Here is a 14,127-nt window from a genome sequence, read left to right as displayed (position 1 = left end):
AATATGTTTAAAAAATTCCTTCTACTTTTGCGACCATCTCTTCACCATAATTACTATTTCCTCTAATGTTGTTAATAATATCAACTAATTCCTCATTAAAATTAGTTAACTCCAATTCTTCTTCATCAAAGTGAATCCATACTGCAATTTGTCTTGTTAATGTCTCTTTTAATAATGGCCAAATGGGTTCAGGAATGTCAATATATGTATATCCCTCTTGATTCTCCATTAGATAGACAAAAGAAAATTGCTTAGAATCAACAAGAATTTGTTCTGTTGGGATTAATCCCGAAATAGGCTCATTTACTTGTAATAGTAGCTTATTATCTGATATGTTCGCCTTGCTAATTAGTATTCTTTTATTCATTTTATTTACCTCCAACATTTACCCTACTATTTTAGCATAATCTATCCATTTCTCCCAAGAATTGCGGTTCGGCCAAATGCTAAGATAAAATAAGAGGACGCATTAGAAAGGATGGACTAACGATGTCAGAGACAATTGAAATAGAATTTAAAAATCTACTTACAAAAGCTGAGTATAAAAAACTGCTTAAAGCATTTAGAGTAAAGGAAGACCAAATCATCAGCCAAACAAATCATTATTTTGATACACCTGATTTCACATTAAAGGAATTAGGTTCTGCTTTAAGGATAAGGGAAAAAAAAGATTACTATGAAATGACACTTAAGCAGCCAGCTGCTGTTGGTCTGTTAGAAACCACACAAATTCTATCTCTAGATGAATTCTTGGGTGCGATTAAAAATGGAATAATCCCTAAGGGAATCGTTCACGAACGATTGGAACTATTAAATAAACCGATAATGGTTTTAGAATATTTCGGATCTCTCACAACGAAAAGAGCTGAATTCACTTATAGAGAAGGACTTTTAGTATTAGATCATAGTTTATATCTAAATACGGAAGACTACGAGGTTGAATACGAAGTGGAAGATTTTCAAGTTGGTCAACGTGTATTCGAAGAGCTTCTTGAACAATATAATATTCCCTTACGGGCCACCCAAAATAAGATTGCTCGGTTTTATAAGCAAAAATTATAAGCGGTTTATTTGAGATATGAAAAATCCATTGATAAAATAATAATACAAACATTTTTAAAGGAGTTGTCAACATGAATGAGAAAAAGCCTACTCCATATGAAGCCATCGGCGAAGATACCTTACACCGCCTAGTGGATACTTTTTATGGTTTAGTTGCACAACATCCTGATCTTGCACCAATCTTTCCAAATAAATTTTCCGAAATTGCTAGGAAACAAAAGCAATTTTTGACACAATATTTGGGGGGACCAGCGTTGTATACCGAGGAGCATGGTCATCCGATGATGCGTGCACGACATTTGCCTTTTCCCATTACTCCTAACCGTGCAAAAGCATGGCTATCTTGCATGAAACAAGCGATGGACAAGACTGGATTAGAGGGTCCGATAAGGGATGATTTTTATTCAAGGCTCTATCTTACTGCCCAACACATGATCAATAAGCCAGATACCAGTGAGATACCAGGTGAAAGTTCGTGAGTAACCCTAGGTTCACTTCAAAGCAGCAGGTCTACAATTTTGACAAGAAGCCACTCGAAATATATATGTTCATCGATCCTTTATGCCCAGAGTGCTGGGCACTCGAACCAATTCTAAAAAAACTGCACATTGAATATGGCCGCTATTTTTCCATTAAACACGTTTTAAGTGGGACTATCGCAAATTTAAATGTTAGCAAAAAGAAAAATTATGAAGTGATTGCCGAACTATGGGAAAAGACAGCAAGCAGATCAGGGATGTCCTGTGATGGGAGCCTATGGTTAGAAGATCCAGTAGCTTCCCCGTATATTGCTTCGGTTGCCATAAAGGCCGCAGAACTGCAAGGCAGACGAGCTGGTATACGGTTTCTTCGCAAAGTACAAGAAAAACTATTTATTGCTAAACAAAACATCTCCCATTTTGAGGTATTAAAATCTTGTGCAAAGAGCGCAGGATTAGATGTCGGGGAATTTATTTCTGATTTCCATTCCGAAAGTGCAGCAAAAGCTTTTCAGTGTGACTTGAAAATTACCACTGAGATGGAAGTACAAGAAATTCCTACCCTTGTTTTTTTTAATGAAAATGCAGAAGATGAAGGAATTAAAATTACGGGTTCTTACCCGTATGAAGTTTATGTTCAAATTCTTGAAGAAATGCTTTCTGAACAGCCAGTTAAAAATCAGCCGCCGCCGTTAGAAACATTTTTGAAATATTTTAAACTAGTTGCTTCGAAGGAAATTGCTGTCGTTTATAACATGTCCATTTCTCAGGTGGAACGGGAAATGAAAAAATTGCTATTACTTCAAAAGGTTGAACAGCTTCCTGCTAAATATGGAACCTTTTGGCGCTATGTAGAAGAGAATTGATTTTCAACATGAAAAGACCTTGCAGTTATAACTGCAAGGTCTTTTTCTATTAATACGAACAAAGGGGATGGGAGAAATTTTTCACGGTCAAACAAAGGGGTATATGTTTGTTGTGATTAACTTCACGTATAGAATATACCATGTAAATGAACCTGATGACAATGAGCTTGTGCGTTATTTCACATAATTGTCAAAATATCATATTATTCTATTTTGGACAATATAGTATAACTAGGTTTATTCCGTTACTTAAAAATAAGGTGGCATGTCGGATGAAGAATTTACCTGTTATTTTGATGATTCTCTTTATACTTTTCGGATTTTCACTCCATATCCTTGCGTTAATGAAGATCTTTCCGCTGATTATTAGTATTCCACTTTTTTTTATTGGAATTTTCGTGTTTCTCTTTTATCTGAATGATCGAAAAAGATTTAAAGGATTTTAAAGGAGAGTACCCATGGCACTCTCCTTTACTCGTTAAGATAATAACTGCTCTAGTTCATTTAACTTTTCTTCAAATACTTTACATGCATCCCTGATTGGGTCGGCGCTTGTCATATCTACTCCAGCTTTCTTTAGTACTTCAATTGGATAATCGGAGCTTCCAGAGCTTAAGAAATCAATATAACGCTTTACTGCTGGCTCGCCTTCCTCTAGGATTTGCTTGCTTAATGCGGTTGCTGCACTGAAGCCGGTTGCATATTGATATACATAATAATTGTAATAGAAATGTGGTATTCTTGCCCACTCTAAGCCGATTTCTTCATCAATAACGATATCCTCTTCACCAAAATATTTCTTATTTAAGGCATAATATTCACTGGTTAAGGAATCCGCTGTTAAAGCCTCATTATTTTGGGCCTTTTGGTGAATTAAATGCTCATATTCTGCAAACATCGTTTGACGGAATACAGTGCCTCTGAAGCCTTCTAAATAATGATTTAATAAATAGATTCTTTTTTGCTCGTCATCAATTGTTTTTAATAAATAGTCATTTAATAGCGCTTCGTTACAAGTTGAAGCTACTTCCGCAACAAAAATTGAATAGTTCCCATAAGGATATGGCTGATTTTTCCTTGTATAGTAGCTATGGACAGAATGGCCAAATTCATGAGCTAACGTAAATAAGTTATTCACATTATCTTGCCAATTCATAAGAATATATGGATTTGTACCATATGCTCCTGAAGAATAAGCGCCGCTTCGCTTTCCTTTATTTTCGTGTACATCTACCCAGCGGTTTTCAAACCCCTCTTGTAGGATCTTTGAATACTCCTCGCCCAATGGAGCAAGCCCTTTGATTACAAGCTCTTCTGCTTGTTTATAAGGAATCTCCATTTTTACATCTTTTACAAGGGGAGTGTAGAGATCGTACATATGCAGTTCGTCTACCCCTAAAACCTTTTTCCTGAGCTTAACGTAGCGGTGCAATAAGTGTAAATGATCGTTTACTGTGTTTACTAAATTATCATACACGCTTTCAGGAATATTATTAGCAGATAGTGCTGCATGCCTAGCAGAGTCATATTTTCTAATTCTTGCATTGAAATTATCCTTTTTCACATTCCCGCTGATTGTGCTAGCGAAGGTATTGCGGAAATTCCCATAAGTGTCGTAAACAGCTTTAAAGGCGTCACGTCGAACTCTTTGGTCAGCACTTTCTAGAAAACGGATATAACGACCATGGGTAATCTCAACCTCTTCACCATTTTCATCTTTTACGGAAGGGAACTTTAAATCTGCATTATTTAACATTCCGAAAGTATTACTGGAAGCATCCATTACTTCACCAGCTTCTGCTAACAATGCTTCCATTTCAGCTGACAAAACGTGTGGTCTCTGAAGGTTAATCTCCTCAATCGCATGCTCATAAAGCTTAAGTTCAGTTTTTTCTTTTATAAATCCATTAACCTTGCTTTCCTCTAATGAAAGTATTTCAGGAACAATAAAGGCTAATTGACTGCCAGCTTGTGAATAGAGGTTTTTCATTCTATCATCTAATCCCTGATAAAAAGAATTTGTTGTATCCTGGTCATAACGCATATGAGCGTATGTATATAACTTTCCTATTCTTTCAAGGAGCTTATCCTGAAACTGGAGAGCATTATAAAGAGCATCTGCACTCTCCCCAAGTTTCCCTTCAAACTCTTTAATCCCAGAAATCTTACTCTTTACATCTTGAAATTCATTTTCCCACTCTTTATCGTTAGCAAAGATATCCTCTAATCTCCATGTATCTTCAACCGGAATTTCACTTCTTGAAGGCAACGCCTTTATTGTAGCTTCGTTTGCCATATTTCTTCCTCCATTCAAAATTTATTCGGATCACGAAAAAAATTTACCCCTGTTAATATTCTCCTTTTTTATTGTTTTTCCTTTATTTTTTTAGTTTTACCCATTATATTATGCCCTAAAGTTATATTTCATTTATAGTTTCTAGGATGGTCTTATATTTTTGGTGAAATTCATTCCTTCGTTCCTCCTTTTCCCGATTAGATTTTGGAACGGAGATTTTAGTTTGAAGTTGAAAGACCGTTTCAGTTTTTTTTATAAGAATTCCGAGTTTTTCTAGTTGAAATAAATACTCTTTCACAGCTTGAAAAGACTTTTCATTCGTTATTTGTGGAATATTCCTGATGATAATCTCATTATTCATGATTCTCTTACTGTAATTTCTTTCAACTTCCTTTAAATTAACAAGCTCATAAAGTGTTTTATTTAGCAATACATCTAAAAATAAATAGGTTTGCCAAATAATTGCAGGTGTTTGAATGAATAAAGAATGGCGAACAGGTAAACCAATTTCTGGGGGAAGCAAATATAAGTTGAGGTTATGAATATAGATTTCACGAAGAAATCGATGGAGCTCGGGACTCGGATGGAGTGACCAATTTAATGTGAATCTCTCCATCTCCTTTGACCATTTCGCGAAGCTGAAATAATTATTTATTTGCGGTGCTAAAACTTCTTCCAATTTAGTATTTTCGAGGGAATGATAGGTGATGTTGGCGACTGCATTTTTTATAGAAAAAGGATAGACCGAACTGAGGATTTTAAATTGTTTTTCTTCGGGGCAATAAGAAGGCAATATCAATTGGCTCTCTGTTTTTCTAAAAAAGAAATAATCAAAGTTTGATAAAGAGAAGACACTATTCCTTTTTGTTTTCAGATGCTTACTGCCTTGGATCCAAAGAGGAATGTAATTTTGTTGGCGATAGGCCTCTGTTCGCTTCTTAAATATTTCTTCTGTAATTGGTGAACATTGATATTCTAATGCGTATTTCTTACCATCGTAAAGGAATAAAATATCAGGGCGCTGTTTAATTATAGAATCATAATATTCTAATTCTACAGGAATTCTTTGTCTTTCCAGCCACTGATAAAGCTGCAGTTTTCCTTTCATATGATAAATCGTTTCTCCTTCATAGAATTCCCTGCAAACCGTTCCGCTTCGGTGTGCAAAGTGGTAAATTCTTTGGGTCCCCAGCTTAAGTGAAACTCGCTCCCCACAAGCTGGACAAAAAAATTTTTCATTTTTTCGTATAAACATGAGTGTCTCCTTGTTATACTCCTTACCTAAGCTAAAAATGGTACCTGAATGTGTTTGTGCCGTCAGCAATGGTTATCAACCTCCTTTTCTTTCTTACATTCGTGTTATCTAATTGGAAATCCTTTTTTATAAAAAAAGAAAACCCGCCAATTTGACGAGTTTGTGAACTTATAGCAGCGGTGATAGTAACCTAGCAGTAGATTCAATCAACCGTAATCCGATATGTCTTTTTCTAAAAGATGTTAATTCAAGCTGTTTCGCATATTCTAGATCATTAATATACTCCGCCACAAGTTTCTGAGTGCTTTTGGTTCGAAATAAGAAAGCATTTACCTCAAAATTTAAATGAAAACTGCGCATATCCATATTAGAGGTTCCAATAGAAGCGAGCTCATGGTCAACAATAACGATTTTACTATGCATAAACCCGCGTTCATATTCATAGACCTTTACACCAGCTTCTAAAAGCTCAGGAAAGTAAGATCTAGAAGCATGAAAGACGATTCGTTTATCAGGGCGATTAGGAACAAGTAATCTTACATCAATGCCAGAAAGCGCAGCTACTTTTATCGCTGAAAATATATCTTCATCCGGAATAAAGTATGGTGAGGCAATCCAAACAGATTCCTTTGCCGAAGTAATCATCGAGAAAAAGATATTCTTAATTACACTCCATTCATTGTCCGGACCGCCAGCAATTAATTGAACGCCGCCATGATTTTTTTCATCTATTTGCGGAGACAAATATTCGGCAGTTAAGAAGCTGTGGTTCGTCATGTAATACCAATCTTGTAAAAAGATTAACTGCAGCGATCTTACAGCTTCTCCTCGCAACATTAAGTGGGTGTCCCGCCAAAAGCCATAAGTGTCATTTCTTCCTAAATATTCATCACCAATATTTAGCCCGCCTACAAACCCGATCATTCCATCAATGACAATAATTTTACGGTGATTTCTGAAATTAAATTTATTATTTAAAAACGGCAGCTTAACAGGACCAAAACAAACTGTTTCAATCCCTGCATTTTTTAAATCATTAATAAATCTTTTGGATAATCTCCAAGAACCCACTGCGTCATACAAGAATCTTACCTTTACCCCTTGTGCAGCCTTTTCAATTAAAATTTTCTTTATTTCTCGTCCAATTTCATCATCTCTCACAATATAATATTCCATATGTATATGATGTCTGGCTCTATTCAATTGCTCAAGGATGTGATGAAAGGTTTCCTTCCCGTTCGTTAGTACCTTCGTTGCGGTGTCAAAGGAAATTGGACTATTCCCCAATTTTTGCGCCAAAGTAAATAGCCTAGCTTGGTGCTCGGCCATTAATCCAAGTTTTTCTTCACTTCTCGGGTCATCTTCACCCTCCACAGTCAAGAAAGCTTGTTTGTCGAGAAAATACTTCTTCCGATACATTTTCTCCTTTCGGTAATTTCTTCCGAAAAGTAAATAGAAAAAGAAACCCACTAGTGGAAAGCTACCCAATACCACCAGCCAGGTAATGGTTTGTGTCGGGTGTCGATTTTCTAAAAATATGACGAATGCAATAAAAATAACAGAAAGCGTTATCAATAGGCTCAAAAAACCAAATATTCCAACCTGTAAATACTCCTTAAAGAAAAACATAAGTATGGATAGAACCAGTACAAACAATACAACCCTTACTGTGTTTTTCAGTCTCATCACCCTCAAAAAGTTTTTATACCTATGTAAAAAATACCGATTTCAAAAATCGAAATCGGCACGTTTATTTAAAATGTTTTCTTATTTCAGCAAAAACATTCTCAGAAATTATCTTTTTCCCATACTCATGGATTCGATGAATAGTGAGTTGTGTTTCATAACCATATTCAAGCAGAATACTTAGAATATCATCAATTTCATCTTCTTCAAATAAATCTTCTGGAAACTCAGTATATAAATAATATTTATTTTCAAAGTTGTACAACACAGTAACCAAATCATCAAGTCCGCCACGATTTGATAACATAATGACATCTTCAAAATCTTTGAAAGCAATTAAAAACTCTAACGATTCTTCTTCAAGTAAAAGATCATCAGCATCATCACGATTTCCAGGATTAAAATGGTGATCCAGGATCTCTTCTATGTTGCCATCAACAGGCAGATCCTTTAATTTTTCATTTGGGATTGGCAGCTCAAACTTTTGTCCATCCTTTGACACCTGTGCTTTTGTCACAAGAATTTCTAGCCCTTTCTCTAATGCCTGCACTTGAATCCACAGCGGGCCTTCAACAACAAACTCTTCTTCTTGATGTACTTCATCCATCATTTCCCAGAAAAGCTCCTCACTTCGCTCCCGATTGTACCAAATTTCTTCACGATCGAAGCCTCGTTCTTCTATATCACCATAAGAAATGTAAAACTTTACTGTATTCTCATTAATTCGTTCGATTTCCATCGTTACCTCTCCCTTCCGTTTCCTTATTGAAGGGACAAAATACCCCCAGCAGACAATGCTTTTTGGCAATTACCCAAGTAGAAAGGATTAATTATTGTAATGTAAAAAAAGATTATAATCCCTGTACTTTCATTTTATGACAAAAGTATCAAATTGGGAAATAAATTTACTCCTAATTGCAAAAACCATTCATTTGCCTATTAATTAGATATTCCTTATATTGTAACAAAATGACAGAGAAATCTCAAACCAAAAGAGGTGCAAAAAAAGCCTTCAGATTTGAAGGCTTAGTCTCATTCGTTTTAATTTACCATACGCTGAGCTTCTCTTAATTGGAAGGTACGTACTCTTCTAGGTAAAAAACGTCGAATTTCGTCCTCATTATATCCAACCTGAAGACGCTTTTCGTCAATAATAATTGGACGGCGTAATAAACCAGGATTAGCTTTAATTAATTCAAATAAATCCTGAAGCGGCATGGTATCTAAATTAACATCTAACTTTTGAAAAGTCTTTGATCTTGTAGAGATAATCTCGTCTGTACCATCCTCAGTCATACGAAGGATTTCTTTAATCTCTTCAATCGATAATGGCTCAGAAAAAATATTTCTTTCGGTATATGGAATTTCATGTTCTTCTAACCATGATTTTGCTTTCCGGCATGATGTACAACTTGGTGAAGTGTATAATGTTACCATTCGTCTCCACACTCCTCTTTTAATTACTATTCAAATCTATAGTAAATCTATCCATATTAATGTTTCTTGATTAAAATGATTATAAATAAGTAATATATATCATTAATTATACACCACTGTTTCTAAAAAAGGTATCCCTTTTTCAAATTTAATTAAATGTCAAACTTTTAGCCTATTTAAATTTATTCATTATATTAGACGTCTAAATATTGAAAAGGTTTCATTCTTTCTATACCCGGAAATATTCTCAATTAAACCTCACATAGTGAAAACGCCTTCATTTTTGTATAACTTTTAATGTTTTTATAACTTTACCTCTTTTAATAACATCCAAGTTCTTTTAAAATATACATGAGGAGATTTAAACATTATAAACAGTTGATTATAACTTAGAATGGGAATATGGAGGTATATTCATGGCCGGCTACATAGCTGATTTATCGATGGTTGCGATTTTAATTATTGGAATTACTGCATTTATGGGTGTAATCACGAATGGTTTTGGTGAAAAGGCTTTCGGAGGAAAAAAACGCTCTGAATTTGTTGACCAAAGTGCGAGATTCCAAACGGGATGGAAAGGTGTTGGCGGGAAGAAGAAGTAATCCTTCATTTACTTGATTCCAAATTTACATTTATTTATAATAGGTATAAATAAATTATTTACTTTAGCGATGACAAAGAGTAGTACGTATTTTTAACCGTTTCAGAGAGTTTGTGGCTGGTGAAAACAAACACGGAAAAATACCGAATGGACTTTTGAGCTTCTTTCTGAACTTCCAAAATGATTAGTAGGAAAAGACGTTAACCTTGCGTTAAAAGGATTCCTAGTCTATCCATTCTAGATAGATCTGGATTGAGTGACTCTTTTGAGTAATTAGGGTGGTACCGCGAACCATTCGTCCCTATCGTTTTTAGGGATGAATGGTTTTTTTTATTTATATAAATAATTAGGAGGATTTCGGTCATGAAAACGATTTTTTCAGGTATTCAGCCAAGTGGAACCATTACACTTGGAAACTATATTGGGGCAATGATGCAATTTGTTGAATTGCAGAATGATTATAACTGCTACTTTTGCATCGTTGACCAGCACGCGATAACAGTCCCTCAGGATCGTTTAGAGCTTCGAAAGAATATTCGCAGCTTGGCGGCACTTTATCTAGCCGTTGGGATTGATCCAAAGAAAGCAACCTTGTTTATCCAATCGGAAGTTCCCGCTCATGCCCAAGCAGGATGGATGATGCAATGTATTGCTTATATAGGTGAATTGGAAAGAATGACTCAATTTAAGGATAAGTCAGCTGGTAAGGAGGCTGTTTCTGCAAGTTTATTAACCTACCCGCCACTAATGGCCGCAGACATTCTTTTATACAATACCCATCTAGTTCCGGTTGGTGAAGATCAGAAGCAGCACATGGAATTAACACGTGATTTAGCAGAAAGATTCAATAAAAAATATGGGGAGATTTTAACCATCCCAGATATTCGAATTCCTGAAGTCGGAGCAAGGATTATGTCGTTACAGGAACCAACAAAAAAAATGAGCAAATCTGATCCAAATAATAAAGCTTTTATCACACCTTTAGATGAGCCAAAACAAATTATTAAAAAGATAAAAAGTGCAGTTACAGATTCAGAAGGAATTGTTAAATTTGATAAAATTAACAAGCCAGGAATTTCCAACTTACTGTCTATTTACTCCATTCTCGGCAAAAAGACCATTGCTGAGCTTGAAGTAATGTATGAAGGAAAAGGCTATGGTGATTTCAAAGGTGATTTAGCACAAGTAGTCGTAGATGTATTTGAACCAATACAAGAAAAATATAAGAACTTAATGGAATCAACTGAACTAGACAGAATTTTGGACGAAGGCGCTGAGAAAGCAAACCAAGTCGCAAGCAAAACCGTAAAGAAAATGGAAAATGCCATGGGATTAGGCAGAAAAAGAAGATAAAGAAAACAGGTCACGAAAGTGTTTACTATCGTGACCTGTTTTTTAATTTACTTTCGGACCATGCTCCATTTCCCATAGCTTTTCAAAAAATGGCTGACCTTTTATTAAATTCTCACAAAAAGTTTCATGCTTTTTAGACCAACCGTATTTCGTTTCCTCAAACAATTGCTCCCATGCTTTCTCAAAATTCAATTCCTGAATCGCCGAGTATTGCTCTGGACACCATTCAGTAAACCAATAACGGACTTCTGCTTCGTTCTTAGATGTATGTAATTGATCAAGTGCCATAAATAACAACTGTTTTAGCTGACGCTCTTTTCGCGTTAATCCCGTCATTAATTCCGGTTCAGGTGATAAAATATGAAAATCTTTATCCACTGAATTCTGTTGAAAATGATATTTTTTTGCATCATGATTGGCAATCATTTCATAGACAAGCTGTTCCTGTCTTGGTATGAGTCTGCTCTTTCTAATTGGTATTGAATACCCAATCGTATCAACTGCTAATATTCCAACCCCATCTGTAACCACGAAGCAGTACTCAAGTTGAACCCTTTCATGGTTTTTCCTTAAATATGCCTTTTGAAAAATATCATCTAGAAGCTGTTGAGGCAATTCTGAGAGATCGTTCTCAATATAGTGAAAGAGAATCGGTTCTACTTTTAACAAAGGAGCTTGATCTAACAGCTCTACACCATCATCTTTGCGCCATTCATGAAAGTGGCACACATTATACCCGTTTTCTTCACCTTCAAACCAATTTACCCAAACATCATGAAGATACAACATTGTACAACCCCTCACTTCAAGAAACTGTTTGTCAATCAGTATGGGCAGACAGAAGTTAATTTATTCCTTAAGAACCAAATACTCTTTGATGAGGATAAAAAAAAAAGCCTATTTTTTTCGGCCATTTTTTGTATAGTTTTGTTCAGTTATTAAATATTTCTTTGCAGGTTGAGTAAAGGATAGTTTTGTAGAATATTCATAATTACGATAATAATCTTCAACAATTTTAAAACCAACAGCGTATCCAAGTAATCTTGGTATTTTTCCTGAACCATACAATAAATCATCATGTTTTTTTTCACTCTTTTTTATGTCTAAGTTGCCTTGTAAAAATTTTTCCCAAAGATTATCTAATTCAGCTTCTGAATACATCTTACACCAATCGGCTAAATAATCTTTCCCGCAATGAATTAAAACAGAGTATTCTGCAAGTCCTTCAATAATGATTGAATCAAGCAATGTATAATCATCTAATCTTTTAGTTTGTTTATTTAACCTGCAAATGTGATGGTATTCATGGACAAATAGCGCTTCTAACTCTTTTGAAGGTACGCTGTCGGAAAGAAATAAAAACATTTTGTCCGGGTAGGAGACCCCACCCTTCACCTTATCTTCTTGTCTAAAAAAGAAGCTTCTACTTTGTCCAATGGGAAAAATGTAGATAGGTATATCTGGTCCGCCCCATTTCTTTTTATATTCCTGAAAAATCCCCTCCACTTCTTGCCAAACCATATTATCCTTCATAGCGTTGAATATTTCCTCAGTCCTCCGGGAGGCTCTGTACATCCCAAAATCTATCAATTGATTGTAGACCTTTGAAGCACTTTGCCCCTTAAAAACAGGGAGCAGCTTTTCGCATATTTTTAATGGACGATCAAACTCATCCTCCAGCCACTTATCAGTTCGAATGATGCCCATTTCCTCACTCCAAACCTTATCATTTTTTACATAGTATGAATGATATGAAAAGTGGTTCGCGTTGGTCGTCCTATAAAAGAAAAAAGCCGACCAGGTGTTTTCCTGGTCAGGCTGCTTATTTTTCATATTTTTTGAAGACTATTGTTGCATTATGGCCTCCAAAGCCTAGAGAATTACTCATTGCTGCTTTTATTTCCTTTTGACGTGCCTTATTTGGGACATAATCTAAATCACATTCTGGATCTGCAGTTTCATAATTGATCGTTGGAGGAAGAATACTGTCTTTCATCGCAAGGACAGTAAAAATTGCTTCAACACCACCAGCTGCTCCTAGAAGATGACCTGTCATTGATTTAGTTGAACTCATTGCCAAATTGTATGCATGGACTCCAAAAACTTCTTTAACTGCGAGTGTCTCAAATTTATCGTTATACTCCGTACTAGTTCCATGTGCATTGATATAATCGATTTCTTCAATATTTAATCCGGCATCGTTAATAGCCATTTTCATCGCGCGCGCGCCGCCTTCACCACCAGGGGCTGGTGCTGTTATATGATAGGCATCACCTGTTGCACCGTATCCAACGATCTCAGCATATATTTTTGCACCGCGTGCTAATGCGTGTTCTAATTCTTCAAGTACAACGATACCCGCTCCCTCACCGATAACAAATCCATCGCGGTTTTTATCAAATGGCCTGCTGGCATTTTTAGGATCTGGATTCGTAGAAAGAGCTGTATTCGCACAGAAACCAGCTACTGACATTTTCGTAATTGGTGCTTCTGCTCCACCTGTAACCATGGCATCCGCGTCTCCACGCTGAATGACTTTAAAGGCGTCACCAATTGAGTTCGTTCCTGTTGCACATGCAGTTACCGTACAAGAATTAAATCCTTTTGCACCAAGTCTGATCGAAACTTGACCAGTCGCCATATCAGGAATCAGCATCGGTACAAAGAATGGACTTACCCTGCGGTACCCTCTTTTCTGAAAGATTTCATATTGTTCTTCAAATGTTTCCATTCCGCCAATACCGGAACCAATCCACACCCCGATACGATCGGCATTTTCGTCAGTAATGGTTAGCTTTGCATCCTCAACAGCCATCAGCGCTGCTGCAACCGCATACTGGGTAAAACGGTCCATTTTTCTTGCTTCTTTTCTATCCATAAAGGTTTCTGGATTAAAGTCATTAATCTGTGCCGCAACTTTTGCAGGATACTCTTCTGCATTCACACGTGTTAAAGGGCCAATTCCAGACTTTCCTTCAATAATCCCTTTCCATGTCGTTTCAACATCGTTACCAAGCGGGGTAACCGCTCCTAGACCAGTAACCACAACCCTGCGCTTATCCATATAATACATCTCCTTTAATACACTTCAA

The 14,127-nt window shown here is 36.1% G+C and carries 14 protein-coding genes and 1 other annotated feature; of the genes, 5 read left to right on the top strand and 9 right to left on the bottom strand.

Annotated elements, in window-relative coordinates; translation table 11 throughout:
* Window positions 1-7: 7 nt before the first annotated feature.
* The gene (locus BANA01_RS02075) at window positions 8-367 is read right to left on the bottom strand and encodes a UPF0738 family protein (protein ID WP_034673968.1); all 360 of its coding nucleotides are present in this window, start codon (window positions 365-367) and stop codon (window positions 8-10) included.
* 122 nt (window positions 368-489) lie between these two features.
* Here BANA01_RS02075 and BANA01_RS02070 point away from each other — a divergent pair, with 122 nt between their 5' ends.
* The 3 genes from BANA01_RS02070 (at window position 490) to BANA01_RS02060 (ending at window position 2,407) form a co-directional block, all read left to right on the top strand.
* Window positions 490-1,062, top strand: a complete 573-nt coding sequence (locus BANA01_RS02070) for a CYTH domain-containing protein (RefSeq protein ID WP_034673967.1) — start codon at window positions 490-492, stop codon at window positions 1,060-1,062.
* Window positions 1,063-1,133: 71 nt separating this feature from the next.
* Complete coding sequence (locus BANA01_RS02065; RefSeq protein ID WP_034673964.1) at window positions 1,134-1,541, top strand: globin domain-containing protein; 408 nt, start codon at window positions 1,134-1,136, stop codon at window positions 1,539-1,541.
* On the top strand, window positions 1,538-2,407 hold the full coding sequence (locus BANA01_RS02060) for a ClpXP adapter SpxH family protein (protein WP_034673962.1): 870 nt from the start codon (window positions 1,538-1,540) through the stop codon (window positions 2,405-2,407). Before BANA01_RS02065 ends, BANA01_RS02060 begins: the two co-directional genes overlap by 4 nt.
* A 478-nt stretch (window positions 2,408-2,885) precedes the next feature.
* On the opposite strand, the gene pepF is transcribed toward BANA01_RS02060, so the two are convergent.
* The 5 genes from pepF to spxA all read right to left on the bottom strand — a co-directional run bounded on the left by pepF (window position 2,886) and on the right by spxA (window position 9,081).
* Window positions 2,886-4,703 carry an oligoendopeptidase F gene (pepF, locus tag BANA01_RS02055; protein WP_034673957.1) on the bottom strand — a complete coding sequence of 606 codons (1,818 nt, stop codon included), beginning with the start codon at window positions 4,701-4,703 and terminating at the stop codon, window positions 2,886-2,888.
* Between the two features lie 121 nt (window positions 4,704-4,824).
* The gene (locus BANA01_RS02050) at window positions 4,825-6,027 is read right to left on the bottom strand and encodes a competence protein CoiA (RefSeq protein ID WP_063251435.1); all 1,203 of its coding nucleotides are present in this window, start codon (window positions 6,025-6,027) and stop codon (window positions 4,825-4,827) included.
* A 99-nt stretch (window positions 6,028-6,126) separates the two neighbouring features.
* Window positions 6,127-7,638, bottom strand: coding sequence for a cardiolipin synthase (gene cls / locus BANA01_RS02045; protein ID WP_034674007.1), 1,512 nt, complete (start codon window positions 7,636-7,638; stop codon window positions 6,127-6,129).
* A 70-nt stretch (window positions 7,639-7,708) separates the two neighbouring features.
* Complete coding sequence (gene mecA, locus BANA01_RS02040) at window positions 7,709-8,383, bottom strand: adaptor protein MecA (RefSeq protein WP_034673973.1); 675 nt, start codon at window positions 8,381-8,383, stop codon at window positions 7,709-7,711.
* 302 nt (window positions 8,384-8,685) lie between these two features.
* Window positions 8,686-9,081 (bottom strand): transcriptional regulator SpxA, encoded by a 396-nt coding sequence (spxA, locus tag BANA01_RS02035; RefSeq protein WP_045519743.1) that lies wholly within the window; start codon window positions 9,079-9,081, stop codon window positions 8,686-8,688.
* A gap of 416 nt (window positions 9,082-9,497) precedes the next feature.
* Between spxA and BANA01_RS02030 the strand changes: the two genes are divergently transcribed.
* Both BANA01_RS02030 and trpS read left to right on the top strand, forming a co-directional pair.
* Window positions 9,498-9,683 (top strand): hypothetical protein, encoded by a 186-nt coding sequence (locus BANA01_RS02030; protein WP_063251434.1) that lies wholly within the window; start codon window positions 9,498-9,500, stop codon window positions 9,681-9,683.
* A gap of 60 nt (window positions 9,684-9,743) precedes the next feature.
* Window positions 9,744-9,988, top strand: a binding site (T-box leader).
* Window positions 9,989-10,045: 57 nt separating this feature from the next.
* Complete coding sequence (gene trpS, locus BANA01_RS02025; protein WP_034673979.1) at window positions 10,046-11,035, top strand: tryptophan--tRNA ligase; 990 nt, start codon at window positions 10,046-10,048, stop codon at window positions 11,033-11,035.
* 42 nt (window positions 11,036-11,077) lie between these two features.
* On the opposite strand, the gene BANA01_RS02020 is transcribed toward trpS, so the two are convergent.
* From BANA01_RS02020 to fabF, 3 genes are all read right to left on the bottom strand, one after another.
* Window positions 11,078-11,824 (bottom strand): YjbA family protein, encoded by a 747-nt coding sequence (locus BANA01_RS02020; protein WP_063251433.1) that lies wholly within the window; start codon window positions 11,822-11,824, stop codon window positions 11,078-11,080.
* A gap of 108 nt (window positions 11,825-11,932) precedes the next feature.
* The gene (locus BANA01_RS02015; RefSeq protein ID WP_063251648.1) at window positions 11,933-12,742 is read right to left on the bottom strand and encodes a DUF2268 domain-containing putative Zn-dependent protease; all 810 of its coding nucleotides are present in this window, start codon (window positions 12,740-12,742) and stop codon (window positions 11,933-11,935) included.
* Window positions 12,743-12,857: 115 nt separating this feature from the next.
* Complete coding sequence (gene fabF, locus BANA01_RS02010; protein ID WP_034673991.1) at window positions 12,858-14,099, bottom strand: beta-ketoacyl-ACP synthase II; 1,242 nt, start codon at window positions 14,097-14,099, stop codon at window positions 12,858-12,860.
* Between the last annotated feature and the right edge of the window lie 28 nt (window positions 14,100-14,127).

Origin of the sequence: Neobacillus niacini NBRC 15566 (assembly GCF_001591505.1) — a bacterium.
GTDB lineage: Bacteria > Bacillota > Bacilli > Bacillales > Cytobacillaceae > Neobacillus > Neobacillus niacini.
The sequence above is the reverse complement of the archived record's forward strand: the minus strand, read 5'-3'. Positions and strand labels throughout refer to the sequence as shown.

What these genes read in the sequence shown, in the direction of transcription:
- BANA01_RS02075 (WP_034673968.1), bottom strand. Translation starts at nt 367, where the DNA reads ATGAATAAAAGAATACTAATTAGCAAGGCGAACATATCAGATAATAAG.
- BANA01_RS02070 (WP_034673967.1), top strand. Translation starts at nt 490, where the DNA reads ATGTCAGAGACAATTGAAATAGAATTTAAAAATCTACTTACAAAAGCT.
- BANA01_RS02065 (WP_034673964.1), top strand. Translation starts at nt 1,134, where the DNA reads ATGAATGAGAAAAAGCCTACTCCATATGAAGCCATCGGCGAAGATACC.
- pepF (WP_034673957.1), bottom strand. Translation starts at nt 4,703, where the DNA reads ATGGCAAACGAAGCTACAATAAAGGCGTTGCCTTCAAGAAGTGAAATT.
- mecA (WP_034673973.1), bottom strand. Translation starts at nt 8,383, where the DNA reads ATGGAAATCGAACGAATTAATGAGAATACAGTAAAGTTTTACATTTCT.
- spxA (WP_045519743.1), bottom strand. Translation starts at nt 9,081, where the DNA reads ATGGTAACATTATACACTTCACCAAGTTGTACATCATGCCGGAAAGCA.
- BANA01_RS02030 (WP_063251434.1), top strand. Translation starts at nt 9,498, where the DNA reads ATGGCCGGCTACATAGCTGATTTATCGATGGTTGCGATTTTAATTATT.
- trpS (WP_034673979.1), top strand. Translation starts at nt 10,046, where the DNA reads ATGAAAACGATTTTTTCAGGTATTCAGCCAAGTGGAACCATTACACTT.
- BANA01_RS02020 (WP_063251433.1), bottom strand. Translation starts at nt 11,824, where the DNA reads ATGTTGTATCTTCATGATGTTTGGGTAAATTGGTTTGAAGGTGAAGAA.
- BANA01_RS02015 (WP_063251648.1), bottom strand. Translation starts at nt 12,742, where the DNA reads ATGGGCATCATTCGAACTGATAAGTGGCTGGAGGATGAGTTTGATCGT.
- fabF (WP_034673991.1), bottom strand. Translation starts at nt 14,099, where the DNA reads ATGGATAAGCGCAGGGTTGTGGTTACTGGTCTAGGAGCGGTTACCCCG.